Origin of the sequence: Sulfitobacter sp. 1A13679, assembly GCF_043557115.1 — a bacterium.
Classification (GTDB): Bacteria; Pseudomonadota; Alphaproteobacteria; order Rhodobacterales; family Rhodobacteraceae; genus Sulfitobacter; species Sulfitobacter faviae.
Window position 1 is genome coordinate 50,828 of sequence record NZ_JBIFFO010000020.1, and the last position, 24,134, is coordinate 74,961.

The following is a 24,134-nucleotide window of genomic DNA, read 5'->3' on the forward strand; positions in this document are numbered from 1 at the left end:
TGGGGCGTTGTCCGTGTCTCTGTAACCTATTAGCCGTCCTTGCCCAAGCCTTCCAGCAGGGGGACAAAGCGCACGGCACGCAATTCGTCGTATTCCAGCCCATCAGCGGTCTTTCGCACGCGGATGAGGTGTTGGACCGTGTCGGATTGGCCGACGGGTAGCACCATGATGCCCCCCTCTTTTAGCTGCGCGAGCAGGGGGCCGGGCGGGTCTTCGGCGGCGGCGGTCACGATGATCCGGTCAAAGGGGGCCTGTTCGGCAAGGCCAAAGCTGCCATCGGCGGTGATCGCGGTGATATTGGTCAGATCCATCGCCTCGAAGACACCGCGCGCCTCCTGGACCAGACGGCGGTGCCGGTCGATCGTATAGACCCGCCGGGCGAGCTTGCTCAGGATCGCGGCCTGATAGCCCGAGCCGGTCCCGATTTCGAGCACCTTATCGCGCGACGACACCTGCAAGGCTTGGCTCATGAGCCCCACGACAGAGGGTTGGCTGATGGTCTGGCCGCAGGCGATGGGCAGGGGCATATCCTCATAGGCGCGGCTGGCAAAGAGGCCGCGAATGAAGGGGCCACGGTCGATCGCTTCCATCGCTGTCAGCACGCGCGCATCAGTCACGCCTTTGGAGCGCAGCGCGTAGAGGAACTGCATCTTGCGTTCCGCTTCAGAGATGGGTGGCTCATTCATCGGTTGATGCCCGCCAGCGTTTCGAGGGCCGCGTGATCCGTCAGGTCGCAGCGCATCGGGGTGACCGAGACATAGCCGTCAAGGTTGACGCAGGCATCGCTGCCCGGTGCCGTTTGCACGCGTTGATCGCCGCCCTTGATCCACAAAAAGCGGCGGCCCGAGGGCGACAGATGTGCTTCGGTCGAAAACCCGGTGCCGGGGCGGCGGCCCTGTGGCGCAAGCCGGATGCCACGCACATCGGCGCCTGCCACGGGGGGGAAGTTCACGTTGTAGAAAAGCCCGTAAGCCGCGTCTTCCTTGGGGCTATGCTCAAGAATGCGGCGGCAGGTCTCGGCGCCGTGCTGGGCGGCGGCCTCAAAAGGATCGGCCAGATCGCGGTTGGCGGGGCCGTAGTATTGCGACAGGGCGATGGCGGGCAAACCCTGCAACGCCGCCTCGATCGCGCCGCCAAGCGTGCCGGAATAGAGCGCGTTTTCAGCCGCGTTATTGCCCCGGTTCACGCCGGAGAGCACCAGATCGGGGGGGGCGGCGGTCATCGTGTCGTGGATCGCGGCAAGGACGCAATCGGCGGGGGAGCCTTCGGTGGCGAAGACGCGTTCGTCCAATTGCGTGATCATCATCGGCTTGGTGTAGCTGATGCAATGGCCTACGCCGGATTGCTCGAACGCCGGTGCCACGGTCCAGACCTCGCCCGCAGGCCCGGCCAGTTCCTCGGCAATGGTGCGCAGCACGGCCAGACCGGGCGCGTTGATGCCGTCATCGTTTGTAATCAAAATACGCATGAATGGCCCCTTTTTGCCTTGATAGGCGAGGGGCGGACCGGCGGCAAGCGCAGCGCGCCGGTGCCGCGCGGTTCAGGAGGCGGAGTTTTCCGACAGTTGCGCCAATACCGCAGCGGCCTGCGTGGCGGTGTCGCTCAGCGCCGCGCGGTCTTCGCCGGGGAAGAAGCGGGCGCGGGTGGCGGTGGGCATCGGCTCGGGCGTGAGGATATGGACGCGGGGGCCGATCTGCGCGGTCTCGACCTGCCAAGAGGTCGCCAGCGCGATCTGCGCGGCCTTGGTGGCCCCGTAGCTGCCGAAGAATTTCGTGCCCGCACGCGGATCGTCAAAGAAGACCGCTGTGCCATCCGCCCCCAAGAGCGGCGAGACAAAAGTGATCAGCCGCGCGGTGGCGGTGACGTTTCCGGCGATGGATTTCTCCATATCTTTGGCGTCGATGTGATCGGTGGGCGTCAGCGGGGCGGCATGGACGGCGCAATGCAGCCAAAGGTCAAGCCCGCCCCAACGGTCATGGATGCCCCGGCACAACACGGCCATGGCATCGGCGTTGGTGATGTCCATCGGCGCCAAGGTAGCGCTGCCGCCCTTGGCTTGGATACGGTCGTCCAACTCTTCGAGCGCGCCGGTCGTGCGACCGACCGCGATGATGTGATGGGTGGGGGCCAAGGCTTCTGCCATTGCGGCCCCAAGGCCGCGCGATGCGCCGGTGATCAATGCTGTCTTGCTCATGCGCGGGATGTGCACTGCCCCGCGCGGCAGGTCAAGAGGCGCGCGCAGCGCCTCCCCCAAGGTTTCAGCCCTGCGGCAGGCGCAGCACCTGATTGCCGCGGCGGCTGGACAGCACCAACGTCCCTTGCCCGATGGCGGAGACGATGCCGCCTGCGACCTGATCGCCCACTTCGACGCGCGAGATTTTACCGCCACCTTCGCGGATCAGGGCGCCGGGCGTGCTGTCGCTGCCGAAGATGCCGATCAGCGCCGTGCTGGACAAGTCGGCCTTCTGAGTTGCCAGATCGGAGACTTTCTTTGGGGTCGGGGTCCCATTGCTCGCCATTGATATGCCTTTCGCCTGTAGTTGCGTTTCGCGCGGCAGTCCCCCGCGCTCGCAAGGCGTCAGCTAAGCCCTGCCGCATTGCAGCGGAAGGGGGCGTTTTAGGGATGCGCAGGGTTCTGCCAAAGCGTCGGCAAAGCTGCGCCGACACCTTGGTTGTAACGCTGCGACCTTTCGTAAGGCTTAATTCGGCTCAGCCGACGAAAGCCTTTTCGACGACGAAATGCTGCGGGTCGGAATTGGCACCCTCGGTCAGGCCAAAGCCTTCGAGAATCTCCATAATATCCTTGTTGAAACCAAGGCTGCCGCAGACCATGGCGCGGTCATGGGCGGCATTGATTTGGGGCACGCCCAGATCTTTGAAGACCGTGCCATCCTGCAAAAGATTGGTGATCCGGCCCATCTTGGGACTCTCTTCGCGGGTGGTGGTCGGGTAATAGCGAATCTTGGCAAGGTTTTCCGGGCCGATGAGTTCCTGCATCAGCTCGTCGGCCTTCAGCCCTTCGATCAACTGGCGGCCATACTCAAGCTCTGCCACATCGCGGCAGGTGTGGGTGACGATGACCTCGTCGAATTTCTCATAGGTCTCAGGCTCGCGCAGCAGGCTTGCGAAGGGGGCAAAGCCGGTGCCGGTGGCGAACATCCACAGCCGGTCGCCGGGCAGCAGCGCGTCATGCACCAGCGTGCCCACGGGCTTGGGCCGCAGGATGATCTGATCGCCGGGCTGGATATGTTGCAGCTTGGAGGTCAGCGGGCCGTCTTGCACTTTGATCGAGTAGAACTCCAACTCATCGTCCCAGGCGGGCGAGGCGATGGAATAGGCGCGCAAGAGCGGTTTTTGCTTGCCGGTTTCGGGATGCGGGTCGCCCATCAGGCCGATCATCACGAACTCACCCGAGCGAAAGCGCAGGGAAGCGGGCCGGGTCACCCGGAACGAGAACAGCTGATCGGTCCAGTGGGTGACCGAGGTCACGGTCTGGGCGTCGGGCAATGTCGGGACGGGCTTGGCGGCGGTTTGGTTCACTGTGCTCTGCTCGGTCATCATGGTTTCCGCAAATCGGGTTGCGGCCTCTACTTATGGCAAGGAAGGGGGGAGGGCAATGAAGCGGCCTATTTGGCCGTGGTCGCCGGTCCGGATGCGGCACCGCGCAGGCGGGACTGATAGTCATGGGCCTGCCAATCGGCGCGGGCGCGCCATTGGTCCTCAGGCTGGCGCGCGGCCAGATTCTCGTCGATCTCGACCTCATCGAATCCGGCGCGGCGGGCCATGGCATATTGATCGGCCAGCACATGCCCGCGGGCGCGGAGGCGGCCCTTGTAGCCGCGCAAGCGCAGGACGCGGGCGATGGTAAAGCCGCGCCCATCCGCGAAAGAGGGGAAATCGACGCGGATCATCTCAAGCGCCGGGGTCAGCGTGAGGGCATGGGCATCCGCGTCAGAGGCCAGATCGACGGCGCGGCAATCGTTCGCGGCGCCATCTTCGCAATAGCCTTGGGTCCAGTCGTCGGCGGTGAAGCCTGTGTCGGTGACGAGTACGCTCATGATTTGTCTCCTGTTCGGACCACTTTGCCGTTCACAAAATGGATGCCGCATTCTTCTTTGTTCTGATCACGCCAGCGCCCCGCGCGCGGGTCTTCGCCCGGGGCCACGGGCGAGGTGCAGGGCGCGCAGCCGATTGAAGGGTAGCCCTTGGCCACCAGCGGATGCCGGGGCAGGCGGTTTTCGGTGATGTAATCGCTCACGTCGGACGTGGCCCAATAGGCCAGCGGGTTCACCTTGATACGCGGTGCGGCACCGTCTTCGGGGACCTCGGTCTCGAAAAACTCTAAGGCCGCGCGGCTGCCCGATTGAAAACGTTTGCGCCCGGTGATCCAGCCGTCATAGCCCGCCAGTGCGCTTTGCAGGGGCCGGGTCTTGCGCAGGGCGCAGCAGGCGTCGGTGTCATACTGATGCAGCGTGCCATCGGGATCCTGTGCTGCGATCTCTGCGCTGCGCAGGGTGGTGACATTGCGCAGGCCGAGGCGCTCGCTCAACTCCTGCTGGTAAACGAGGGTTTCGGCAAAGAGCATCTCGGTGTCGATAAAGAGCACCGGGATGTCCCGCGAGACCATGGAGGCGAGGTGCAACAGCGCCACCGATTCCGCGCCGAAGCTGGAGACGAGGGTGAGGTTCTCGATCTCCGCATCGGCGCGGCGGATCACATCCGTCGCCCCGTGGTGGCGCAGGTCGGCGTTGAGCCGTGCCACCTTTTCCTCGACCGCGCGCAGCCCCTCGGGGGGCGGCGCATCGGTATTTGAGAAAGGATGAAGTTCAGGGGTATCAAGCGGCATTGGCCCGATCCTTCTCTGCCGCTTCGGGGTAGAGCACGGCTTTGAATGGCGCGAGGCCGAGACGGCGGTAGGCTTGCAGGAAGGTCTCGCCGGGATCGTTGCGCAGGTCGAGATAGCCCAGAACGAGGCGTTCGATGGCGGGGATGATCTCCTCTGCCGAGAAGCCGGGGCCGGTGCGGGTGCCGAGGCTCGCGTCCTCGGTGCCATCGCCGCCGAGCGTGATCTGGTAGTTCTCCACGCCTGCGCGGTCGAGGCCGAGGATGCCGATATGGCCCACGTGGTGGTGGCCGCAGGCGTTGATGCAGCCGGAGATTTTGATCTTGAGCGGGCCCACGTCGTGTTCGAGCTTCAGCTCGTCGAAACGGGTGGCGATTTCCTGCGCGATCGGGATGGAACGCGCGGTGGCCAGTGCGCAGTAATCCATGCCGGGGCAGGCGATGATGTCCGAGATCAGGCCGATGTTGGCGGTGGCGAGTTTCGCCTCTTTCAGCGCGGCGTGCAGTTCGGGCAGGTCGCTGCGGTGCACATGGGGCAGGATCACGTTCTGCTCGTGGCTGATGCGCAGCTCGTCATGGCCGAAGCGGCGGGCGAGGTTGGCCATCACGCGCATTTGGTCCGCCGTGGCGTCGCCGGGTGTGGCGCCATGGGCCTTGAGGCTGATCGAGACGATGGCATAGCCCGGCACGCGGTGCGCAGCGAGGTTGGTATCGGCCCAGGCGCGGAAGACCGGATCGTTGGTATAGGCGGATTCGTAAGCCCCGAGGGAGGCTGTTTTGAACGCGGGTGCTGCGAAATCGGCTTCGATACGCGACAGCATTTGCTGGTCGACGCCGGTGAACTGGTCGCGGATCAGCGCGTATTGCGCATCGACCCGGGCGCGGATGTCTTCGATGCCGTTCTCGTGCACGGTGATCTTGATGCGCGCCTTGTACTTGTTGTCGCGGCGGCCCAGCACGTTATAGACGCTGACAATGGCTTCGAGCGTGGGCAGCAGGTCCTCATGCTTCACGAAATCATAGAGCACCTTGCCGATCATCGGGGTGCGGCCAAGACCACCGCCGACGATGACTTCGAAACCCTGCGCGCCATCGCGTTCGACGATGCGCAGGCCGATGTCATGGGCTTTGATCACCGCACGGTCGGCTGCGGCGCCGGTGACGGCGACCTTGAACTTGCGCGGCAGGAATTGGAATTCGGGGTGGTCGGTGGACCACTGGCGGATCAGTTCGGCCACGGGGCGGGGGTCGGCAACCTCATCGGCGGCGGCCCCGGCGAAATGATCCGCCGTCACGTTGCGGATCGTGTTGCCGGAGGTCTGGATCGCATGCAGCTTCACCTCGGCCAGCGCGTCGAGCATATCGGGCACATCGCGCAATTCGGGCCAGTTGTACTGGATGTTCTGGCGGGTGGTGAAATGGCCGTAGCCCTTGTCCCACCGCTCGGCGATATAGGCGAGTTGATCCATCTGGGCGCTGTTCAGCGTGCCATAGGGGATCGCCACCCGCAGCATATAGGCGTGCAGTTGCAGGTAGAGGCCGTTCATCAGGCGTAGGGGTTTGAATTCATCCTCGGTGAGCGAGCCGTCGATGCGGCGCTCGACTTGGGCGCGGAACTGGGCGTTGCGCTCGGCGAGGAATGTGTCGTCGAATTCGGTGTAGCTGTACATCAGACGGTCTCCTGTTTGCCGTGGGCGTAGTTCGACGGGCCTGTGGCGCGGAACTCTTCGCGGAAGTGTGTGGGCTTGGGGCCGCCCGCTTCGGGGGCCACATCGGCGAGGTAGACGCCGACGACCAAATCCTGTTGGCTCAGCGCGTCGATCAGGCGCAGGTCGGCGTCGGCCTCATCGGTGAGGACTTCGGCCTCACTAAGTTTGCGGGTCCAGCCGGTGGCGGTTTGATAGACGACATCGCCTTCGAGCAGCGCATTGGCGGTGATGACCTTGGGGGTGAAAGGCTTAGGCATGTCAGGCCAGCTCCTCTAGCGGGGTTTCGGTGGCAACTTGGACGGCGGCGCGCGGGGCGAGGCCGTAGAAGGTGAGCGCGGGGCCGGTCATTTCGGCATCGGCCAGATCGCGCGGCAGATCGTTCAGCGTGGTCGACAGCACCCGTTGATCGGCGCGCGAGGCGTTTTCGATCACGGTGACGGGTGTGGCGCGGTCGGCGCCGTGCATCAGCAGGCGCCCTTGGACGAAACGGGCGGATTTCTTGCCCATATAGATCGCGGCGACTTCATTCGGGCGCGCGAGGGCGGCCCAATCGTGATCGGCGAAACCCTTCATGTCGTGCCCGGTGAGGAACCGGACCGAAGCGTTGCGGCCCCGTTTGGTCAGGCTCTGCCCGATGCCCGCCACGGCGGCGGAGGCGGCGGTGATGCCGGGCACGATGTGCCAGCCGATGCCATGGGCGTCGACCGCGTCGATCTCTTCGTCGAGCCGGCCAAAGACCGTGGCATCGCCGGATTTCAACCGCACCACCTGCGCGCCGCTTTGCGCGTGTTCGACCAGCAGGGCGTTGATGTGCTCTTGGGCCGTGGAGGGGCCGAAGCCCTCTTTGCCCACGTCGATCATCAGCGCCTCGCGGCGGGCGAGTTCGAGGATCTCGGGGCTGATCAGCCGGTCGTAGATCACCACATCGGCCTCATCCAGCGCGCGGCGGGCCTTGAGCGTCAGCAGTTCCGGGTCACCCGGGCCGCCGCCGACAAAGGCCACATGGCCTGCGCGGGCTTTGCGGGTGAGGTGGGTGTGCAGCAGGGTCTTCAGCGCCGGGCGCACGGTATCCTTGCCCTCAGCCATGGCGCGGGGGCCGGTGGCGAAATAATACTCCCGCCAGAAATCACGGCGCGCGCGGCCCATGGGCAGGGCATCGGCCAGCTTGCGAAAGCCTTTGCCGATGCGCGCCAGCGGGCCGAGGGTGACGGGCAGACGCTCTTCCAAATCGGCTTTGATGGCGCGGGCCAGCACCGGGGCGGCGCCTTCGGTGCCGATGGCCACGGTCACCGGATCGCGATCGACGATGGCGGGGGTGATGAATTCGCTGTCGTGCAGGTTGTCGACGATGTTGACCAGCACGCCCGCCGCATGGGCCAGCGCGGCATTCTCGGCATCCAGCGTGTCATCTTCATCCGCCGCGTAGAACAGCCGCGCGCCGGGGAGATCGGCGGCGGTGAGGGGGCGGCGGTGCAGGGTGAGCTTGCCTGCCGCCTGCCAGTCGACGATCTCTGGCGCCGGGTCTGGGGCGAAGACATGCAGCGCCGCTTCGGTTTTCATCAACAGACGCAGCTTGGCCAGAGCAGCTTCGCCGCCGCCGGAGAGGAGGATCTTTTGCCCGCGGGTGGCGAGGAAGATGGGAAAGTGATCCATGATGCGCCCTGTATTCTGTTTGACGTGACCTCTTATATAGGAAATATTCCCGATAATTGGCTATATGCTGGCGCAGATAAGAACATGCGTTCGCTTTGGCCGCAGGTTGAGTGTGAACGTCCTGCCGGGGCGAGAGAGAAAAGAATGACTGTCCGAATTGATGAGACCGACCGGAAGATTTTGGCGCAGCTGCAACGGGATGCGAGCCAATCGCTGGACGATATTGCCCGTGAAGTGGGGTCTTCGAAAACGCCGGTGTGGAATCGGATACGCAAGCTGCGCGAAGCCGGGGTCATCGGCCAACAGACCGTGGTGCTGGATTCCGAAGCGCTTGGGTTCGAGGCCTGCTTCTTTGTCCTGATCCGCACGTCAGAGCATGAGGCGGCTTGGCAGGCGGCGTTTTTGCAGGCGTTGAAAGACCGGCCCGAGGTGCAGGAGGCGCACCGTCTGGCGGGGGATATCGACTATATCCTAAAGGTGCGGGTCAAGAACGCGCGGGCTTATGATGTCTTTTATCAGGCGCTGATTTCAGAGGTGAAGGTGCATAACGTCACGGCGCTTTTGTCGATGGAAGAGATCAAATCGACGACGATGCTGCCGTTGTAGCAAGGTGGTGCGGCGGAGGGCTCCGCCGCCTCGCATTGTGTTAAGACTGGGCGAGGGCCGTCACGATGGGCGCAAAATCCTCGGCCTTGAGGCTGGCCCCGCCGACCAGCGCGCCATCGACGTTTTCGACCGCGAAGATTTCGACCGCATTCGCGGCCTTCACCGACCCGCCGTAGAGCAGGGGGAGCGCATCGCCGATCTCCCCGCCGAAACGGTCGATCAGGCGGGTGCGGATGAAATCATGCACCTCTTTGATCTGCGCAATGCTGGGGACCTTGCCGGTGCCGATGGCCCAAATCGGCTCATAGGCGATAACGGTGTTCCCGGCCTCCACGGCATCGGGGAGGGAGCCGTCGAGCTGTGCGCCGATAATGTCGAGGGTCTGGCCTGCCTCCCGCTCAGCCTCGCTTTCGCCGATGCAGATGATGGCGGTGAGACCGGCACCCCATGCGGCAACAGCCTTGGCTTGCACATCGGCATCGGTCTCGCGGTGGGCATCGCGGCGCTCGGAATGGCCGAGAATCACATGGCTGGCCCCGCTGTCGGCAACCATCGCGGCAGAGATATCGCCGGTGTAGGCGCCCGCTTCTTCGGCATGGCAATCCTGTGCGCCGATCTGGATCGGGCTGCCATGGGTGGCATCGGTGGCGCGAAAGAGGAGGGTGCTGGGCGGGCAGATCACGACCTGCGGCGGGTTTTCGGGCAGGCCGGTGGCAAGGCTGTGAAGCTCTGTCAGCGCGGCGGCAGTGCCGTTCATTTTCCAGTTGCCGGCGGCGATTTTGGGGCGCATCGGTTCCGTCCTGATCTGTTAATGTTGCCAGATCAGTTCGCAGGCCCGTGGCCTTTCGTCAAGACCGGGGCAGATCCGCGCGCTTACTTCGCGCCGAGGCTTTCGTCGAATTTAATCGATTCGCCGCAGCCGCAGGCTTCGGTCACATTGGGATTGCGGAATTTGAAACCGGACTCGAGCAGTGTTGTCTCATAGTCGATCTCGGTGCCGAAGAGGAACATCTGCGCCATGGGGGCGATCATCACCCGCGCGCCGTCTTGTTCGACCACCTCATCATTGGGGTCGGTCGCTTCGACGTATTCCATGGTGTATTCCATGCCCGCACAGCCGCCTTTCTTGACGCCAATGCGCAGCCCGGCGTGGCCCGCCGATTGCATCAACTTCGCAATCTGGCCAGCGGCTTTGGGGGTCATGGTAACGGCTTGCTTGCCGGGAATGCCAAACATCACAAATCTCCTATGCGGCCAAGATAGGGGTGCGGCGCGGTGATCTCAAGCCGTCAGAAAGAATTCATTGCGGCCTTGGTGGCGAAGGCCGCGATGAGCGCCCAACCGAAAGAGGCCAGCGTGCCGATGATCACGTATTCGCTGATCTTCTGGTTCTTTTTGACGGTGTCAAAGCGCAGGATCGACTTTGCCGCGATGAGAAAACCGATGCCCGCAGGCTCGCCGATCATGACCATTAGAAAGATCAACGCGCGTTCCAGCAGGCCGATCATCCGGCCCGCATTCTCCAACCCATCCGGTTGGGCCTGCGCCTTGTGCGGCAGCATCAAACCACCCACGGCGGGACCGCCTGCGAGCGTCGCGGTGATCAGCCCCGCGATAAACAGGGCGGGCGGGATGAGCATGCTGCTGTGGTCGGCCCAGATGCCGCGGGCAAAGGCGTCGGGGGCATAGTGGACAAGGGCTACGATGGTGATGAGATGGGCGAGTTGATCGGTAAGGTAGGGCCAAAGCCGGTCGCGCTTGTGCTCCGACACGGCGTAGGTCTTAAGCGCATCAATTGCGGTATGGGCAAGCGCGAGGAGGGCGGCGGGGATCAAACTGCCGCCGAGGGCCAATGCGGTCAGGGCAAAGACGATAGCGCCGTGGAGCAGTAGCACTTGCGGCTTGCGCTTGGCGGCGACCATGGCATTGGTTTGAAAAACGAAATCGGCCAGCAAGTGAGCGATCAGGCAGGCGAGAGCGGTGGCGATGGCCTGTTCGGTCATAGAAATTCCGGTAGTTGGTGATGGCGTCCATTTGAAAAGCCATGGCGAGCCGGGGCAAGCGTTTTCTTATGGTATTAAACAGCCTAATTTGGCTGTAATTTGATAAAACAGGCTTAAAGGGCTGTTTTATGCGTTTCCAGAACCTCGCAGACCTCCCGCAACTCATCTATCCCCGCCGCCTCCACATGGCCCTGCACGCTTTGCTGTGTCAGATCAAACTGCCGCGCAAGCTCTGCTTGGACGGGCGGGTCGGGGGCCAGCATGTAGTAGGCGACCTCGGCTTGGCGCTTGGTCCAGCCGCCCGCGATCCGGTCGGCGAGCGGTAGGGCTGCGCGCAGGGCGAGGGGCGCGTCGGGCGCGTGCATGCGTCGCGCGCGGGGCATGTTGTCGAGCGCGTGGCCGGAGCTGACCAGTGCCGCTCCGTCCGCGCGAGATAGGTCGTCACCTGCGAAATGCGCGGGGCCGATACCGATGCCAAAGCGGGTGTCGGCGGTCTTGCCGCAACGGCGCACGGTGGCGCGTAGGACGAGGGCTGCGCGGAAGGTGAAGGCGGGTGCCACGGCCATCTGCCAGCCATCTCCACGAAAACGGGTCATCCGGGCGGGCTGGCCTTGCCAAGCAGTCAGCGCCTCGGAGGCATCATCAAGGCGCGCGAAGATGGCATCCAACTCCGCCCGGCTCATCGCGGAGGATTTCACGATATCGCCGGTAAAAATTGCCCAAGTTTCCATGGCTTGCCCCTTGTTTCCCGCAATGTCGCAGGAAGGCGAAATCCATGCAAGCCCGGCCACGGAAAAGGGCCGCCCGAGAGGGGGCGGCCCTTACGGCGTTCTAACGGCTAGGACCGATCAGAGGCCCATGCAGTTCGCGTAATAGGTCACGGTCGCGGGCCAATCAGAGAAGACACCGGCCACGCCCACGTCTTGGGCCAACACATCCAGCGCCACCAGATAGTCGCTGTCGTCTTTCACGATGTCATTGACCGACTGGAAGTACCAACCGCCACCGGAAGCCAGCGGGCCGGAACGCTCCAGCGTCCATGCGATCAGGGTCAGCCCTGCTTCTTTCGCTGCCATGGCGTAGTCGGACGCGGCAATGGCGCCGTCCTTATTGGTCAGCATCATGTTGAGCGACGGCGCGAGGTAGTTCACGCCCTTGGCTTTCAGATCGGCGAAATCTTCGGCCCATGTCTCGGGGTCTTGCTCATCGAAACCATCGGACCATTGCACCAGATAGACGGCCTGTTTACCGAATTCCGGCGTGTTGTCGACCCAGTAGAGCACGTCTTCGAGGTTGAAAGACTGTGGCCAAACGTCGGAGGCGGGGATGCCTGCGGCGACATATTCATCCACCAGTTTCTGCGCGTAGTCTTCCTGAGAGAAACCCTCGTGCGGCATCTCGACGGAGGGGGATTTCAACTCGGGCGTGAACTTGGCGCCTAAGGATTTGAACAGTTCGATCGATTCCGCATGGGTCATCAGATCGGCCTTGTCGCTGTAAAGCTCGGTGCGCCAAGTCGCGACGCCGCCCTGATAGTCTTCGGCGGTGGTGGCGGTCTTGTCAGCGCTGTCCATCTTGGGCGTCAGGGTGCGGAATTCGGCCAAGGTGATGTCGGAGGTGCGGCATTCGGCGCTGGCGGGCGTGTCACCCGACGCGGCGGTGAAGCCGGTGGTGCATTTCTCGGCCAGATCGGAGACGAGGATGTTCGTCGTAGTGTGCAGATCGTTCTGGGCGTGGCGGCAGACCAACTCGTGATCGGCGGTAAAGGTCACGTCGCATTCCAGAATGCCCGCGCCCATACGCGCGGCGGCGACGTTGGATTGCACGGTATGCTCAGGAAACATCAGCGGCGCGCCACGGTGGCCGATGGAGAAATCGGTCTTGGCGGCGTCTTGGCCCATGCAGGAAGCCAGCTTGTCCTTCAATGCGCCCTCGGGCAGCTTGTCCACCAGATAGGCCGGGCGGGGGCCGTATTCCACCGGTGTCGCGGCGGCGTGGGTCTCGGCCAGTGCCATGCCGGGCGCGAGGACCAGAGCGGCGAGAGAAACAAGTGTTCGCATAATGTTATCCGTTCGTGAATGAAGTTCTGGGGCTTCTATGGGTGCCCGATGTAACGGTTTCACGACCGGATCATGTCAGTCAAATGAACAATCCGCGGTGACCCCGCTCGGCGGGAAGCGGCCAAAAGAAAACGCCGCCGATGAGTTACATCGACGGCGTCTTTTGTTCGCGCTGCGAAACTGTCGGTTACATGAAGCCCAGTTCGAGACGGGCTTCGTCAGACATCATGTCCATGCCCCATGGCGGCTCCCAAACCAGTGCCACGTTGACCTGCTTGACCCCGGCGATCGGTTCGACCGCATCGGCGACCCAGCCGGGCATCTCACCGGCCACGGGGCAGCCGGGCGCGGTCAACGACATCTTAATGTCGACTTCATTCTCGTCGTTGATGTCGATGGTGTAGATCAGCCCCAGTTCATAGATATTCACCGGGATCTCAGGGTCATAGACCGTGCGACAAGCCTCAACGACCTGCTCGTAAAGCGGGTGGTCGGTGGAAGAGGGCGCAATCAGCGGTGTCCCTTCGAGCGGTTGGGTCTGTTCGGTCATCTCTTGCCTCGCATCATTCTCGACGTTTTATATAGGGATTGCGGACAGGGGCGTAAAGTGGCCCCGACCGTGAGGGGCCGCTGCCGCCCGCGCTATCCCCCTTTGCGGCGCCGCGCGGGTTGTGGTTTCACACGGGCTTCGATTTCGTCATAGACCTTGCCGACGATGTCTTTCTTGGTGGCATTCTCGATCCCCTCGAACCCGGGGGAGGAGTTGACCTCAAGCACCTTTGGCCCGCTTTCCGACCGCAGCAGATCGACCCCGGCAATGCCAAGGCCAAAGGCGCGGGCGGCGCGTACGGCGGTGTCGCGTTCCTCTTTCGAGATGCGCACGACCTTGGCCGAGCCGCCCCGGTGCAGGTTTGAGCGGAAGTCCCCCTCCGCGCCGGTGCGTTTCATGGAGGCCACGACCTTGCCCGCCACCACGAGGCAGCGGATGTCTTCCCCGGCGGCCTCCTTGACGAAGTCCTGCACCAGGAAGTTGGCACGCAGGCCACGGAAGGCGTCGATCACACTCTCTGCGGCCTTTTTGGTTTCCGCCAGCACGACGCCCTTGCCTTGGGTCGACTCTAGTAGCTTTACGATCAGCGGCGCGGTGCCCACCAGCGCCATCAGGTTGGAGGTGTCTTTCGGCGATGCGGCAAAGGCCGTGGTCGGCATACCGATCTTTTTCGCGGCCAAGACCTGATGCGCGTGCAGCTTGTCGCGGCTCGCGGTGATCCCGGCAGAGCCGTTGACGCAATAGGTGCCGATCGTCTCGAACTGGCGGATGACGGCGGTGCCATAGGGGGTGATCGACGCGCCGATGCGCGGGATGACGGCGTCATAGCGCGGCAGGCGCTTGCCGTCGTAATGCACTTCGGGGGCCAGTTGGTTGATCGCCATATAGCAGCGCGTGGTGTCGATCACCTCAACCACATGGCCGCGCGCTTCGCCCACCTCGACCAGCCGGCGGGTGGAATAGTTGTCTTCCCGGCTCAGCACAGCAATGCGCAGCGCCCGCTGCGGCGCTTTGTGGCGCAGGCTGGCGGTGTGGTAAACGTCGTAATTCAGGTCAGGCTGCAAACGCCGTTCGGTGGCCGAGATGTTGATATGTTCGGTCAGCGCCTGACGGCCCAGCAGCATGCGGCTGGTCATGGTGCCCCGGTTGGTCAAGGTCACGTCGATGGGCCAGCTTTGGCCGCCGACCTCAAGCGTGGTGGCGATGACGAAACGTTGCTCAGACTCGCCGTTGGAAGAGGTCACCTCGCGCCGGTCGATGATCGGAGCGGAACAGGTGATCGAGATATCTTCGCGCCCGGCGATGGGATGCACGTTGAACCGCACCTTGGGCTTGGAGGCGGGGCCAAAGACTTCGATGTCATGGGCATGCAGCGCCGAGGTGCGCGCGCCGGTGTCGACTTTGGCTTTGATCGCGGGCAGGCCAAGATCGGGCAGGGCAACCCATTCTTCCCAACCGAATGTGAGTTTTTCCATTGCCTGCTCCTTGGGTCATTAGTCTGCCTGCCTAACCTGCGGCAGGGGCTGCATCAAGCGGCGCGATGTCAGGGGGTGCCCATATCCGCGGGGGCGGGGGGCAACATGCGGACGTCGTCTTCTTTCTCCATCCGCGCGGCGGCGGCAAGAAGTTCCTCGCGCACGCGGCATTCGATATCCCAAAAGGTGGCGGCATTGTCGGTGGGCAACTCGAAGCGCACCTTGATGCCAAAGGCATCTTGGTCGAGCACATGCACCTTGGCCTTGTCCATCGGTTTGACATCATCGGGGTCTTCGCGGGCCAAGAGGTCAAAGAACACGCGGCGCAGTGCTGCCACATCTGCGTTTTGCGACAGGGTCAGGATGATGGGGCGCACCATGGCGTGATCCTCGATTGACCAGTTTTCAAAGGCGTCGGAGACGAAATAGCTGACCGGCACGATCAGCCGGGTGCCGTTCCAGTTGAGCAGTTGCACGTAAGTAAAGTGAATTTGCTCGACCGTGCAGAAATGCCCTTCGAAGATCAGCTGGTCCCCGATCCGTGCAGAGCGGTTCAGCGCAATCTGGATAGAGGCGAGGATATTGCCCAAAACCTCACGCGCCGCGAAACCCAAGACGATGGTCACCGCACCGGCAGAGGCCAGCAGCGACAGGCCAAGGGTGTTGTCCGCATTACTGGAAACGAGGATCACCCCTGAGGCCACCAGCACGGCGATCACGATCACCCCTTTACGCGCCGCCGCGATTGTCGTGGCGATAGAGCGCATATGGGCATTCATCGGATCGGCCAACTCATAGGCGTTGTTGGGGCTGATCCGGTCAAAGATCTCGTCAAAGGTAAAGACAATGGCGAGGGCGGCGGCGGTGACATAGGCGATCAGCAAAAGCGGGCTCAGCACCGCGTCGATAAAGCCTGAAACGACCAAGACCCGGCTGGTGGCCGTGCCGATGATCGCCGCGCAAAGGACGATGGCGGCGGGCCAGCGGAAAGAGCGCAGCACAAAGCGCATCCAGCGGCGTTTGGCGGCCTGCCCGAGGCGGCGCATGATGCTAAAGGCGAACCAACCGGCTGTCAGGGCGACGACGACCAGCAGGGGCAGGAACAGCACTTCCCACAGGTACATGCCCCAAAAGGCGCGGATGCGCAGCCAGTCGGGCAGCATCGTCTCAAGGTCCGTGGGGCCATACTGCGCATGGAGATGCGGAATGTTGTCGACGCTCTGGCGCGAGAAGACCCAGACCGGCTCGGCATCCTCACCGGGTTTGATCCGGTTAAGCCGCAGTGGCACGTCATGGCCGCCCAGCTCCAGACGGTCGATCAAGAGCGAACGGCGCACGCGCCCGGTGTCATTGTCCTCGGCCGAGCCTGAGAGCCAGCCGTCGGGCCGGTCCGCCAGCCTGCGCCATGGCACGACGACCTTGCGCTCCATCAGGACGGAAAGTTGAAAAGCACGCTCGGCCCCGATAACCGCCTGATCCCCTTGGGGCAGGTCCGACAGGTCAAGGATATGGGCCGCGTCCGAATAGTGCCCATTGTCGGTGAGGTAGATGAAGCTTTCCAACGCCGCCATCGGTGTACCGCGGTCCAGCGTCTCAGGCGGGGGCGGCAGGCCGGGGTTCAGCTCGGTCGTTTCAAACCATTTTTCCTGCGCCTGCCCGGTGGCGGCCCCCGTCAGCAGCGCAATCGCCAGCACGAAGGCCCCCAGAAAACGAGGAAACACAGTCGCGAAAGCGCGTGGGAGTAAGGCAAGCCGCTGCATGGATAGCGCAATGTAGCGGGGGTTCGGGCAATTCAAGGCTGCGCGGCGCTTTGAAGCGCTATTTGCGGGCTTTTGGGCTGCGTTGAGGTTGCGCGTAGCGAGCCGCGTATAGTTGGATTGCTGTTTTCAAGGCGTGCGCAGGAATGCGTTGGGGGTGATCAAGCGGCGGCGACCAAGCCCTAAGCCCGGTATCCTTTGAACGATACCATTCTCGTGCAATCTCGGCTATTTCAGCTTTATTGCATGTTTCCCGCCACTGGTTTATCGCGCCAGTCGCAGGCAGAGAGGGCAGCGTATGACCAGCACCGGATTCACCAAACACGCGCAGGACGGCAAGGCACGCAGCGGCGTGATCCAAACCCCGCGCGGCGAGATCCGCACACCCGCCTTTATGCCGGTGGGCACAGCGGCGACGGTCAAGGCGATGATGCCCGAGAGCGTGGCCTCCACCGGCGCGGACATTCTGCTGGGCAATACCTACCACCTGATGCTGCGCCCCACGGCAGAGCGTGTGGCCGCCTTGGGCGGGCTGCATAAGTTCATGAATTGGGACAAGCCGATCCTGACCGACAGTGGCGGTTTTCAGGTGATGAGCCTTGCTGGCCTGCGCAAGCTGACCGAACGCGGCGTGACTTTCAAAAGCCACATCGACGGCTCCAAACATGAGATCACGCCGGAGCGCTCGATGGAGATTCAGGAGCTTCTGGGTTCCGACATTGTCATGTGTTTCGATGAATGCCCGGCGCTGCCCGCCGACCGGGACCGCATCGCCGAAAGCATGCGTCTGTCGATGCGCTGGGCCAAGCGCAGCCGGGAGGCTTTTGGCGACCGCCCCGGTCACATGCTGTTCGGCATCCAGCAAGGCGGGTTGGAAGAAGACTTCCGCCAGGAAAGCGCCGAGGCGCTGCGCGAGATCGGCTTTGACGGCTATGCCGTCGGCGGTCTGGCCGTGGGGGAGGGGCAGCAGGCGATGTTCTCCACATTGGATTTCTCGACCGACATGCTGCCCGAGGACAAGCCGCGCTACCTGATGGGCGTGGGCAAGCCCGACGATATCGTCGGTGCCGTGGCGCGCGGCATCGACATGATGGACTGTGTGCTGCCCTCCCGCTCTGGCCGTACGGGGCAGGTCTTTACCCGGATGGGCGTGCTCAACATCAAGAACGCGCGCCATCAGGATGATCCGCGCCCGCTGGATGAGAATTGCAGCTGCCCGGCCTGCCGCAACTATTCGCGCGCCTATCTGCATCACGTCTTCCGCAGCCAAGAGATCATCTCGTCCATGCTGCTGACATGGCACAACCTGCAATACTACCAAGACATCATGGCCGGCATGCGCGAGGCCATTGTGGCGGGGCGGTTCACCCAGTGGCAGGCCGATTTCCACGCAGGCCGCGAACAGGGCGACATCGACTCGCTCTGAGGGGCGGGCGCTTCGGCCTCACGGGAATTTGTGCGGATGATCCTTGCTGCAAGGTGGCAGGGTCTTAGGTGCCTTGCACATTCTATTGCAAGGAAAGGCCCGAATATGACCGAGAAGCTTTTTACCCCTTTCACCGCCGGTGAGATCGTGGCCGAGAACCGTTTGGTAATGGCCCCCCTGACGCGCAACCGCGCGGATAATGAGACCGGCGAAGTCTCGGACATGCATGTCGACTATTATCGCCAGCGGGCCGGCGCGGGCATCATCATCACCGAAGCCACCCAGATCAGCCCCGAGGGCAAGGGCTATTTCCAGACCCCCGGCATTCATAGTAAGGGTCAGGTCGCCGCGTGGCGCAAGGTGACCGACGCGGTCCATGCCGAAGGTGGGCGGATCGTCATCCAGCTTTGGCATGTGGGCCGGATCAGCCACACCTCCCTACAACCCGATGGCGGCAAGCCTGTCGCGCCTTCTGCTATCGGCGCTGGCGTGAAAACCTTCACCGCCAACGGGTTCGAGGATACTTCCGAGCCGCGCGCGCTTGAATTGGATGAGATGCCGCGTCTGGTCGCCGACTATGCCCATGCCGCCGAGATGGCCAAGAAAGCAGGCTTCGACGGGGTCGAGGTTCACGGGGCCAATGGCTATCTGCTGGACCAATTCCTCAAAACCGGCAGCAACAAACGCGAGGACGCCTATGGCGGCAGCGTGGAAAACCGCGCACGGCTGCTGTTCGAGGTGCTGGATGCGGTAACGGAAGTCTGGGGCGGCGAACGTGTGGGGCTGCGCCTCTCGCCCTCTTCGCCCGCCAACGGGATCGAAGACGCCAATCCGCAAGAGACCTTTGAATATGTCGTGAAGGGGCTGAACCGGTACAACCTGTCCTATCTGCATCTTGTCGAAGGCGCGACAGGCGGCTCGCGCGAGTTGGACGAAGGCGAAAGCATCGCCGCGCTGCGGGCGCTCTTTGACGGGCCTTACATGGCCAACAACGGCTATGACCGCGAGATGGCGATCAAGGCCGTGGCCGAGGATAAGGCCGATCTGATCGCCGTGGGCCGCCCCTTCATCGCCAACCCCGATCTGCCGCGCCGCTGGCAGATGAACGGGCCGCTGAATGAGGGCGATACCGATACCTACTATGGCGGTGGGCGCGAGGGCTTTACCGATTACCCGACGCTGGAACAGGCCGAAGCCTGACCAATCAGGGGCGCCCGCGCGGCGCCCCTTTCTTACGACGCGTGCAATTGGGGCGAAATCACCCCATCGCGCGCTTGCCTCCATCCCGCCGAAGCGCGATGATGGCGGTCGAATAGCCCGCAAGGGATTGAAACAGGCGGATGGGATGCACACATGTCCTGTCCAGAAGAGGGGATGTCAGAGGCCGCCTATGACAGGGGCCCGGATGTCTTGCTAAGATAAGGAATTGAGCATGTTAGAGCCACTGAACGCATCCTACCCGGTGCTTCCGCTGCGCGACATCGTCGTGTTTCCCCACATGATCGTGCCGCTTTTCGTTGGCCGCGAAAAATCCGTCCGCGCCCTTGAAGAGGTGATGGCGGACGATAAACAAATCCTGCTGTCCAGCCAGATCGACCCCGCCGAGGATGATCCCGACACATCCGGCATCTACAAGGCCGGTGTGCTGGCCAATGTGCTGCAACTGCTGAAACTGCCCGATGGCACCGTGAAAGTGTTGGTCGAAGGCCAAGCGCGGGTGCGCATCACCGAATACCTTGAGAACGACAACTTCTTCGAGGCGCGCGCCGAGTATCTGACCGAGATGCCGGGTGACGCGGCCACTACGCAGGCGCTTCTGCGCACAGTGGCCGATGAGTTCGAACGCTATGCCAAGGTCAAGAAAAACGTCCCCGAGGAAGCGCTCGCAGCCGTTGGCGAAAGTGCTGAGCCTGCACGTCTGGCCGATCTCGTGGCCGGTCACCTTGGCATCGAGGTCGAGCAGAAGCAGGACTTGCTGGAAACGCTGAGCATCTCTGAGCGGCTTGAGAAGGTTTACGGCCTGATGCAGGGCGAGATGTCCGTGCTGCAGGTCGAGAAGAAGATCAAGACCCGCGTGAAGTCCCAGATGGAGCGGACGCAGCGCGAATACTATCTGAACGAACAGATGAAGGCGATCCAGCAGGAGTTGGGCGACGGCGAAGACGGCAAGAACGAAGTGGCCGAGCTTGAAGCCAAGATCGCCGAGACCAAGCTGAGCAAGGAAGCCCGCGAAAAGGCTGAGGCCGAGCTGAAGAAGCTCAAGAACATGTCGCCCATGTCGGCCGAAGCCACCGTGGTGCGCAACTACCTCGACTGGATGCTGTCGATCCCGTGGGGCGTGAAATCCCGCGTGAAGAAGGACTTAGGCCGCGCGCAAAAGGTTCTCGATGACGATCACTATGGCCTTGAGAAGGTCAAGGAGCGCATTGTCGAGTATCTGGCCGTGCAACAGCGCTCGACCAAGATGAAAGGCCCGATCATGTGCCTCGTCGGCCCTCCAGGCGTCGGCAAGACCTCCTTGGGCAAATCGGTCGCTAAGGCCACGGGGCGCGAGTTCATCCGCATCTCGCTGGGCGGCGTGCGCGACGAATCCGAGATCCGCGGCCACCGTCGGACCTACATCGGCTCCATGCCCGGCAAGATCATCCAGGCGCTGAAAAAGGCCAAGACCACGAACCCGCTCATCCTGCTCGATGAAATCGACAAGATGGGGCAGGACTTCCGTGGGGATCCGGCCTCGGCCATGCTCGAAGTGCTCGACCCGGAACAGAACGGCACCTTCGTGGACCACTATCTCGAGGTGGAATACGACCTGTCGAACGTGATGTTCCTGACCACCTCGAACAGCTACAACATGCCCGGGCCGCTGCTCGACCGGATGGAGATCATCCCGCTTTCGGGCTACACCGAGGATGAAAAGCGCGAGATCGCCAAGCAACATCTGGTGCAGAAACAGATCAAGAACCACGGTCTGAAGAAGAAAGAGTTCGAGATCGAGGATTCGGCCCTGACCGGCATGATCCGTTACTACACCCGCGAGGCCGGCGTGCGGAACCTTGAGCGCGAGATCGCCAAGGTGGCGCGTAAGTCGCTGACCAAGATCGTTAAGAAGGAGGCCGAGAGCGTCACCGTGACCGGCGACAACCTCGAAGACTTCCTTGGCGTGCGCAAGCACCGCTTCGGTCTGGCCGAGGAGAAGGACCAGATCGGTGTTGTGACCGGGCTGGCCTATACCTCCGTGGGCGGTGAGCTTCTGAGCATCGAGGCGCTGCGCCTGCCGGGCAAGGGCCGGATGAAGACCACCGGCAAGCTCGGCGACGTGATGAAGGAAAGCATCGACGCGGCCAGTTCCTACGTCCGGTCGATCTCTCCGCAGATCGGGGTCAAGCCGCCGAAGTTCGACACGCTGGACATCCACGTCCACGTGCCCGACGGCGCCACCCCCAAGGACGGCCCTTCGGCCGGTCTGGCGATGGTCACCTCGATCGTCTCGGTGTTGACGCAGATCCCGGTGCGGCGCGACATCGCCATGACCGGCGAGGTCAGCTTGCGCGGCAACGCCATGCCGATCGGCGGATTGAAGGAGAAACTTCTCGCGGCCCTGCGTGGCGGCATCACCACGGTGCTGATCCCCAAGGAGAACGAGAAAGACCTGCCGGACATCCCCGACAACGTCAAAGAGGGGCTGACCATCATCCCGGTGGGCCATGTTTCGGAAGTTCTGGAGCATGCGCTGGTGAGCAAGCCAAAAGCGATCGATTGGGACGAAGCCGCCCAAGAGGCCGCCGAGGCCGCCGCGATGAAGGCCCGTGCCGCAGGCGTGGACGCCACGACCACGCATTAAGGCGAACGGCCAGTCAGAATGTCATCAGCGCGCGCCTTTCGGGGCGCGCGTTTTTCGTATCCACCGTGGGGCAGGGCCCGCCGCATCTCGCGACAGTTTTTGCGCTAAACCCTCTTGCAAGCCGCGCCGCAATTGGCTACTTCGCCCCGCAAGGGTGATTAGCTCAGTGGTAGAGCGCTTCGTTCACATCGAAGATGTCAGGAGTTCAAATCTCTTATCACCCACCATTTTCCCCCTAGTTCGCGTAGGATTAGCTTGCCGCTCCGAGCCTGTGCCCATGGCCCATGGCTTGCCTTCTCTGCGTCGGAGTGATCCTTATCCCCATCGGCCCATACCACGGGCACCACGGGCGGAGAGAGCATGTCGGCACATCCTAAAATCTGGTTCCTGCGCCACGGGCAGACCGAGTGGAATCGCGCGTTTCGTCTGCAAGGACATCTCGATTCACCGCTGACCGATCAGGGCATCGCTGAGGCCGAGCGACAAGCGCAGATCATGCCAGCGATCCTTGCGCAAAAGCCGCATATCCTCGTCTCTCCGCTTGGCCGGGCGCAGCAAACGGCGCGGATTGCGTTGAATGGGGCCGCTTTCCAAACGGATGCGCGATTGACGGAGATACACGCGGGCGATTGGCAGGGGGCAACCCGGGATGAGATATTCGCCGCGCATCCCGATCTCGCGGCCCGCGATCCGGCCCCGTTGGAGATCTACGCCGCCGCGCCGGGCGGGGAGGGGCTGGCGGCCTTTCGCGGGCGGATCAGGGCGGTGCTCGACAGTTTGACCACGCCCACGGTGCTGGTCGCCCACGGACTCTGGGGGCAGGTGCTTCGCGCAGAGGTATGCGGCGTCGATCCGGCAGAGGCCGGTCGGCTCAGAAACCGGCAAGGCTGCGTCTATCTGCTGGAGAACGGGACCGAGCGTATCTTGGAAGCCCCCGCATGAGCCGTTACCCGACGCTCTATATCCTGCGCCATGGGGAGACGGAGTGGAACCTCGCCAATCGGCTCCAAGGGCATTTCGATTCCCCGCTGACCGAGCGGGGGCGCGAACAGGCCGCGGCGCAGAACGCGATTCTGAAACGCCGTGATCTGGCGGGGTTCTCGGCGCTCAGCAGCCCGCAGGGGCGGGCGGTGGTTACAGCCGAAATCGCGCTGGCGGGGACGGGGCTAAAGGCTGCGCCTGATCCCCGTTTGGGGGAGATCGGCATCGGCGCTTGGGCCGGAATGTCGCGCGAGACATTGCTGCGCCAAACCCCCGCCGCGCGTGATTCCTACGATCTTTATGAACACGCCCCCGAGGGCGAGGGATTCGCGGCACTTCACAAGCGCTGCCTACGCTTTCTGAACAGCCTGTCCGGCCCCCATGTGCTGGTCACCCACGGCATCACATCGCGCATGTTGCGCCTTATTTTACTGGGCCGCACGCCCGCCGCGGTGCGGGAGATGCAAGGCGGGCAGGGGGTGGTTTTCCGCCTTGAGAACGGTCAGCAAGAAAGGCTGACATTATAGGCTTGAAGCCCGCCCCCACCTTGGGCTATCAGGTCCAAGTCGGGTCGTTAGCTCAGTTGGTAGAGCGCTTCGTTTACACCGAAGATGTCGGGAGTTCGAGCCTCTCACGACCCACCATCCGTCCAACCTATTTATTTGGATCAACCGGTTGCCCCAGTGGTGAGTCCGACCGACGCCCGCCCGCTGCGCGGTCAGTCTGGGTCGGGAGTTCGAGCCTCTCACGACCCACCATCCCTCCAACCTATTTATTTGGATCAACCGGTTCCCCTAGGGGTGAGCCCGACCGACGCCGGCCCGCTGCGCGGTCTGTCTGGGACGGGAGTTCGAGCCTCTCACGGTCGTCCCGTTCACAGATTGATATTGGGCCATCGCTCGGATTTCCCACGCAGCGTCGCAGTATTCCAAGCCATAGCCTTCGTCAGTCCTGACCATCGGGGCGGCCAAGCAAAAGCGGCCCGATCCCTCCGCGAAAATCACCCGATTTTCGGCCTCAAACCCAGCCCATCAAACGCCCCAAAAACAACTTACGAAAATTTCACATTTTCGCGCAAACCGCGCTTGACGGCGGAGCGCCCTCACCATAGAACACCCAAACGCTCCGGGGCGACCTGGAGAGTGCAGCGGGCGGTTGTAGCTCAGTTGGTTAGAGTACCGGCCTGTCACGCCGGGGGTCGCGGGTTCGAGCCCCGTCAACCGCGCCA

The 24,134-nt window shown here is 63.0% G+C and carries 24 protein-coding genes and 3 tRNA genes; 9 read left to right on the plus strand and 18 right to left on the minus strand.

All coding sequences use genetic code 11. The features are described 5' to 3' along the window. Positions 1–29: 29 nt before the first annotated feature. The 10 genes from ACGYLA_RS15320 to cysG all read right to left on the minus strand — a co-directional run bounded on the left by ACGYLA_RS15320 (position 30) and on the right by cysG (position 8,204). The gene (locus ACGYLA_RS15320) at positions 30–686 is read right to left on the minus strand and encodes a protein-L-isoaspartate(D-aspartate) O-methyltransferase (RefSeq protein ID WP_067267929.1); all 657 of its coding nucleotides are present in this window, start codon (positions 684–686) and stop codon (positions 30–32) included. Continuing rightward, on the minus strand, positions 683–1,468 hold the full coding sequence (gene surE / locus ACGYLA_RS15325; RefSeq protein ID WP_394433602.1) for a 5'/3'-nucleotidase SurE: 786 nt from the start codon (positions 1,466–1,468) through the stop codon (positions 683–685). Before surE ends, ACGYLA_RS15320 begins: the two co-directional genes overlap by 4 nt. A 72-nt stretch (positions 1,469–1,540) precedes the next feature. Then, positions 1,541–2,194: an SDR family NAD(P)-dependent oxidoreductase gene (locus tag ACGYLA_RS15330; protein ID WP_394433604.1), complete on the minus strand. Its 654-nt coding sequence runs from the start codon at positions 2,192–2,194 to the stop codon at positions 1,541–1,543. 64 nt (positions 2,195–2,258) lie between these two features. Continuing rightward, entirely contained in the window at positions 2,259–2,519 is a 261-nt protein-coding gene (locus ACGYLA_RS15335) for a pilus assembly protein PilZ (RefSeq protein ID WP_271693471.1), read from the minus strand. A gap of 190 nt (positions 2,520–2,709) precedes the next feature. Then, positions 2,710–3,558, minus strand: a complete 849-nt coding sequence (locus tag ACGYLA_RS15340) for a ferredoxin--NADP reductase (RefSeq protein ID WP_322327921.1) — start codon at positions 3,556–3,558, stop codon at positions 2,710–2,712. Between the two features lie 68 nt (positions 3,559–3,626). Next, complete coding sequence (locus ACGYLA_RS15345; protein ID WP_394433607.1) at positions 3,627–4,058, minus strand: DUF934 domain-containing protein; 432 nt, start codon at positions 4,056–4,058, stop codon at positions 3,627–3,629. Next, the gene (locus ACGYLA_RS15350) at positions 4,055–4,846 is read right to left on the minus strand and encodes a phosphoadenylyl-sulfate reductase (RefSeq protein ID WP_394433609.1); all 792 of its coding nucleotides are present in this window, start codon (positions 4,844–4,846) and stop codon (positions 4,055–4,057) included. The genes ACGYLA_RS15345 and ACGYLA_RS15350 overlap by 4 nt, the downstream gene beginning before the upstream one ends. After that, a complete protein-coding gene (locus ACGYLA_RS15355) occupies positions 4,836–6,512 on the minus strand; it encodes a nitrite/sulfite reductase (RefSeq protein WP_394433611.1) in 1,677 nt (558 codons plus the stop codon). The genes ACGYLA_RS15350 and ACGYLA_RS15355 overlap by 11 nt, the downstream gene beginning before the upstream one ends. Beyond that, positions 6,512–6,808 carry a DUF2849 domain-containing protein gene (locus ACGYLA_RS15360; protein WP_394433613.1) on the minus strand — a complete coding sequence of 99 codons (297 nt, stop codon included), beginning with the start codon at positions 6,806–6,808 and terminating at the stop codon, positions 6,512–6,514. The genes ACGYLA_RS15355 and ACGYLA_RS15360 overlap by 1 nt, the downstream gene beginning before the upstream one ends. 1 nt (position 6,809) lies before the next feature. Beyond that, positions 6,810–8,204, minus strand: a complete 1,395-nt coding sequence (gene cysG / locus ACGYLA_RS15365) for a siroheme synthase CysG (RefSeq protein ID WP_394433615.1) — start codon at positions 8,202–8,204, stop codon at positions 6,810–6,812. A 144-nt stretch (positions 8,205–8,348) separates the two neighbouring features. Here cysG and ACGYLA_RS15370 point away from each other — a divergent pair, with 144 nt between their 5' ends. Further along, positions 8,349–8,810 carry an Lrp/AsnC family transcriptional regulator gene (locus ACGYLA_RS15370; RefSeq protein ID WP_067265010.1) on the plus strand — a complete coding sequence of 154 codons (462 nt, stop codon included), beginning with the start codon at positions 8,349–8,351 and terminating at the stop codon, positions 8,808–8,810. 40 nt (positions 8,811–8,850) lie between these two features. On the opposite strand, the gene tpiA is transcribed toward ACGYLA_RS15370, so the two are convergent. The 8 genes from tpiA to ACGYLA_RS15410 all read right to left on the minus strand — a co-directional run bounded on the left by tpiA (position 8,851) and on the right by ACGYLA_RS15410 (position 16,592). Continuing rightward, on the minus strand, positions 8,851–9,600 hold the full coding sequence (gene tpiA, locus ACGYLA_RS15375; protein WP_394433617.1) for a triose-phosphate isomerase: 750 nt from the start codon (positions 9,598–9,600) through the stop codon (positions 8,851–8,853). A gap of 83 nt (positions 9,601–9,683) precedes the next feature. Further along, positions 9,684–10,046, minus strand: a complete 363-nt coding sequence (locus ACGYLA_RS15380; RefSeq protein WP_067265014.1) for an iron-sulfur cluster assembly accessory protein — start codon at positions 10,044–10,046, stop codon at positions 9,684–9,686. Positions 10,047–10,099: 53 nt separating this feature from the next. Further along, a complete protein-coding gene (locus tag ACGYLA_RS15385; protein ID WP_394433619.1) occupies positions 10,100–10,813 on the minus strand; it encodes a DUF3307 domain-containing protein in 714 nt (237 codons plus the stop codon). 113 nt (positions 10,814–10,926) lie between these two features. Next, positions 10,927–11,544: a hypothetical protein gene (locus ACGYLA_RS15390; RefSeq protein WP_394433621.1), complete on the minus strand. Its 618-nt coding sequence runs from the start codon at positions 11,542–11,544 to the stop codon at positions 10,927–10,929. Positions 11,545–11,661: 117 nt separating this feature from the next. Then, the gene (locus ACGYLA_RS15395; protein WP_394433623.1) at positions 11,662–12,873 is read right to left on the minus strand and encodes a glycerophosphodiester phosphodiesterase family protein; all 1,212 of its coding nucleotides are present in this window, start codon (positions 12,871–12,873) and stop codon (positions 11,662–11,664) included. Positions 12,874–13,060: 187 nt separating this feature from the next. Further along, positions 13,061–13,423, minus strand: a complete 363-nt coding sequence (locus ACGYLA_RS15400) for an SUF system Fe-S cluster assembly protein (RefSeq protein WP_209218051.1) — start codon at positions 13,421–13,423, stop codon at positions 13,061–13,063. Positions 13,424–13,515: 92 nt separating this feature from the next. Next, entirely contained in the window at positions 13,516–14,898 is a 1,383-nt protein-coding gene (rimK, locus tag ACGYLA_RS15405; RefSeq protein WP_067265023.1) for a 30S ribosomal protein S6--L-glutamate ligase, read from the minus strand. A 68-nt stretch (positions 14,899–14,966) separates the two neighbouring features. Then, complete coding sequence (locus ACGYLA_RS15410) at positions 14,967–16,592, minus strand: mechanosensitive ion channel family protein (RefSeq protein ID WP_394433625.1); 1,626 nt, start codon at positions 16,590–16,592, stop codon at positions 14,967–14,969. Between the two features lie 361 nt (positions 16,593–16,953). Between ACGYLA_RS15410 and tgt the strand changes: the two genes are divergently transcribed. From tgt to ACGYLA_RS15450, 8 genes are all read left to right on the plus strand, one after another. Further along, positions 16,954–18,081, plus strand: coding sequence for a tRNA guanosine(34) transglycosylase Tgt (gene tgt, locus ACGYLA_RS15415; RefSeq protein ID WP_394433627.1), 1,128 nt, complete (start codon positions 16,954–16,956; stop codon positions 18,079–18,081). 105 nt (positions 18,082–18,186) lie between these two features. Further along, complete coding sequence (locus ACGYLA_RS15420; RefSeq protein WP_394433629.1) at positions 18,187–19,281, plus strand: alkene reductase; 1,095 nt, start codon at positions 18,187–18,189, stop codon at positions 19,279–19,281. A 232-nt stretch (positions 19,282–19,513) separates the two neighbouring features. Then, positions 19,514–21,925 carry an endopeptidase La gene (lon, locus tag ACGYLA_RS15425; RefSeq protein ID WP_394433631.1) on the plus strand — a complete coding sequence of 804 codons (2,412 nt, stop codon included), beginning with the start codon at positions 19,514–19,516 and terminating at the stop codon, positions 21,923–21,925. Between the two features lie 152 nt (positions 21,926–22,077). Next, positions 22,078–22,152, plus strand: a tRNA-Val gene (locus ACGYLA_RS15430). Between the two features lie 133 nt (positions 22,153–22,285). Then, positions 22,286–22,867 (plus strand): histidine phosphatase family protein, encoded by a 582-nt coding sequence (locus tag ACGYLA_RS15435; protein WP_394433633.1) that lies wholly within the window; start codon positions 22,286–22,288, stop codon positions 22,865–22,867. Then, on the plus strand, positions 22,864–23,433 hold the full coding sequence (locus tag ACGYLA_RS15440) for a histidine phosphatase family protein (RefSeq protein WP_394433635.1): 570 nt from the start codon (positions 22,864–22,866) through the stop codon (positions 23,431–23,433). The genes ACGYLA_RS15435 and ACGYLA_RS15440 overlap by 4 nt, the downstream gene beginning before the upstream one ends. A gap of 41 nt (positions 23,434–23,474) precedes the next feature. After that, positions 23,475–23,550, plus strand: a tRNA-Val gene (locus tag ACGYLA_RS15445). A gap of 507 nt (positions 23,551–24,057) precedes the next feature. Beyond that, a tRNA-Asp gene (locus ACGYLA_RS15450) sits at positions 24,058–24,134 on the plus strand.

Bases quoted from the DNA above. Each gene is read 5' to 3' on its own strand.
- ACGYLA_RS15355 (WP_394433611.1), bottom strand. From the start codon at position 6,512: ATGTACAGCTACACCGAATTCGACGACACATTCCTCGCCGAGCGCAAC.
- ACGYLA_RS15335 (WP_271693471.1), bottom strand. From the start codon at position 2,519: ATGGCGAGCAATGGGACCCCGACCCCAAAGAAAGTCTCCGATCTGGCA.
- ACGYLA_RS15345 (WP_394433607.1), bottom strand. From the start codon at position 4,058: ATGAGCGTACTCGTCACCGACACAGGCTTCACCGCCGACGACTGGACC.
- ACGYLA_RS15330 (WP_394433604.1), bottom strand. From the start codon at position 2,194: ATGAGCAAGACAGCATTGATCACCGGCGCATCGCGCGGCCTTGGGGCC.
- ACGYLA_RS15420 (WP_394433629.1), top strand. From the start codon at position 18,187: ATGACCGAGAAGCTTTTTACCCCTTTCACCGCCGGTGAGATCGTGGCC.
- ACGYLA_RS15435 (WP_394433633.1), top strand. From the start codon at position 22,286: ATGTCGGCACATCCTAAAATCTGGTTCCTGCGCCACGGGCAGACCGAG.
- ACGYLA_RS15340 (WP_322327921.1), bottom strand. From the start codon at position 3,558: ATGACCGAGCAGAGCACAGTGAACCAAACCGCCGCCAAGCCCGTCCCG.
- ACGYLA_RS15350 (WP_394433609.1), bottom strand. From the start codon at position 4,846: ATGCCGCTTGATACCCCTGAACTTCATCCTTTCTCAAATACCGATGCG.
- ACGYLA_RS15400 (WP_209218051.1), bottom strand. From the start codon at position 13,423: ATGACCGAACAGACCCAACCGCTCGAAGGGACACCGCTGATTGCGCCC.
- ACGYLA_RS15320 (WP_067267929.1), bottom strand. From the start codon at position 686: ATGAATGAGCCACCCATCTCTGAAGCGGAACGCAAGATGCAGTTCCTC.
- ACGYLA_RS15390 (WP_394433621.1), bottom strand. From the start codon at position 11,544: ATGGAAACTTGGGCAATTTTTACCGGCGATATCGTGAAATCCTCCGCG.
- tpiA (WP_394433617.1), bottom strand. From the start codon at position 9,600: ATGCGCCCCAAAATCGCCGCCGGCAACTGGAAAATGAACGGCACTGCC.
- lon (WP_394433631.1), top strand. From the start codon at position 19,514: ATGTTAGAGCCACTGAACGCATCCTACCCGGTGCTTCCGCTGCGCGAC.
- ACGYLA_RS15395 (WP_394433623.1), bottom strand. From the start codon at position 12,873: ATGCGAACACTTGTTTCTCTCGCCGCTCTGGTCCTCGCGCCCGGCATG.
- ACGYLA_RS15385 (WP_394433619.1), bottom strand. From the start codon at position 10,813: ATGACCGAACAGGCCATCGCCACCGCTCTCGCCTGCCTGATCGCTCAC.
- ACGYLA_RS15370 (WP_067265010.1), top strand. From the start codon at position 8,349: ATGACTGTCCGAATTGATGAGACCGACCGGAAGATTTTGGCGCAGCTG.
- surE (WP_394433602.1), bottom strand. From the start codon at position 1,468: ATGCGTATTTTGATTACAAACGATGACGGCATCAACGCGCCCGGTCTG.
- tgt (WP_394433627.1), top strand. From the start codon at position 16,954: ATGACCAGCACCGGATTCACCAAACACGCGCAGGACGGCAAGGCACGC.
- ACGYLA_RS15440 (WP_394433635.1), top strand. From the start codon at position 22,864: ATGAGCCGTTACCCGACGCTCTATATCCTGCGCCATGGGGAGACGGAG.
- ACGYLA_RS15360 (WP_394433613.1), bottom strand. From the start codon at position 6,808: ATGCCTAAGCCTTTCACCCCCAAGGTCATCACCGCCAATGCGCTGCTC.
- ACGYLA_RS15380 (WP_067265014.1), bottom strand. From the start codon at position 10,046: ATGTTTGGCATTCCCGGCAAGCAAGCCGTTACCATGACCCCCAAAGCC.
- cysG (WP_394433615.1), bottom strand. From the start codon at position 8,204: ATGGATCACTTTCCCATCTTCCTCGCCACCCGCGGGCAAAAGATCCTC.
- rimK (WP_067265023.1), bottom strand. From the start codon at position 14,898: ATGGAAAAACTCACATTCGGTTGGGAAGAATGGGTTGCCCTGCCCGAT.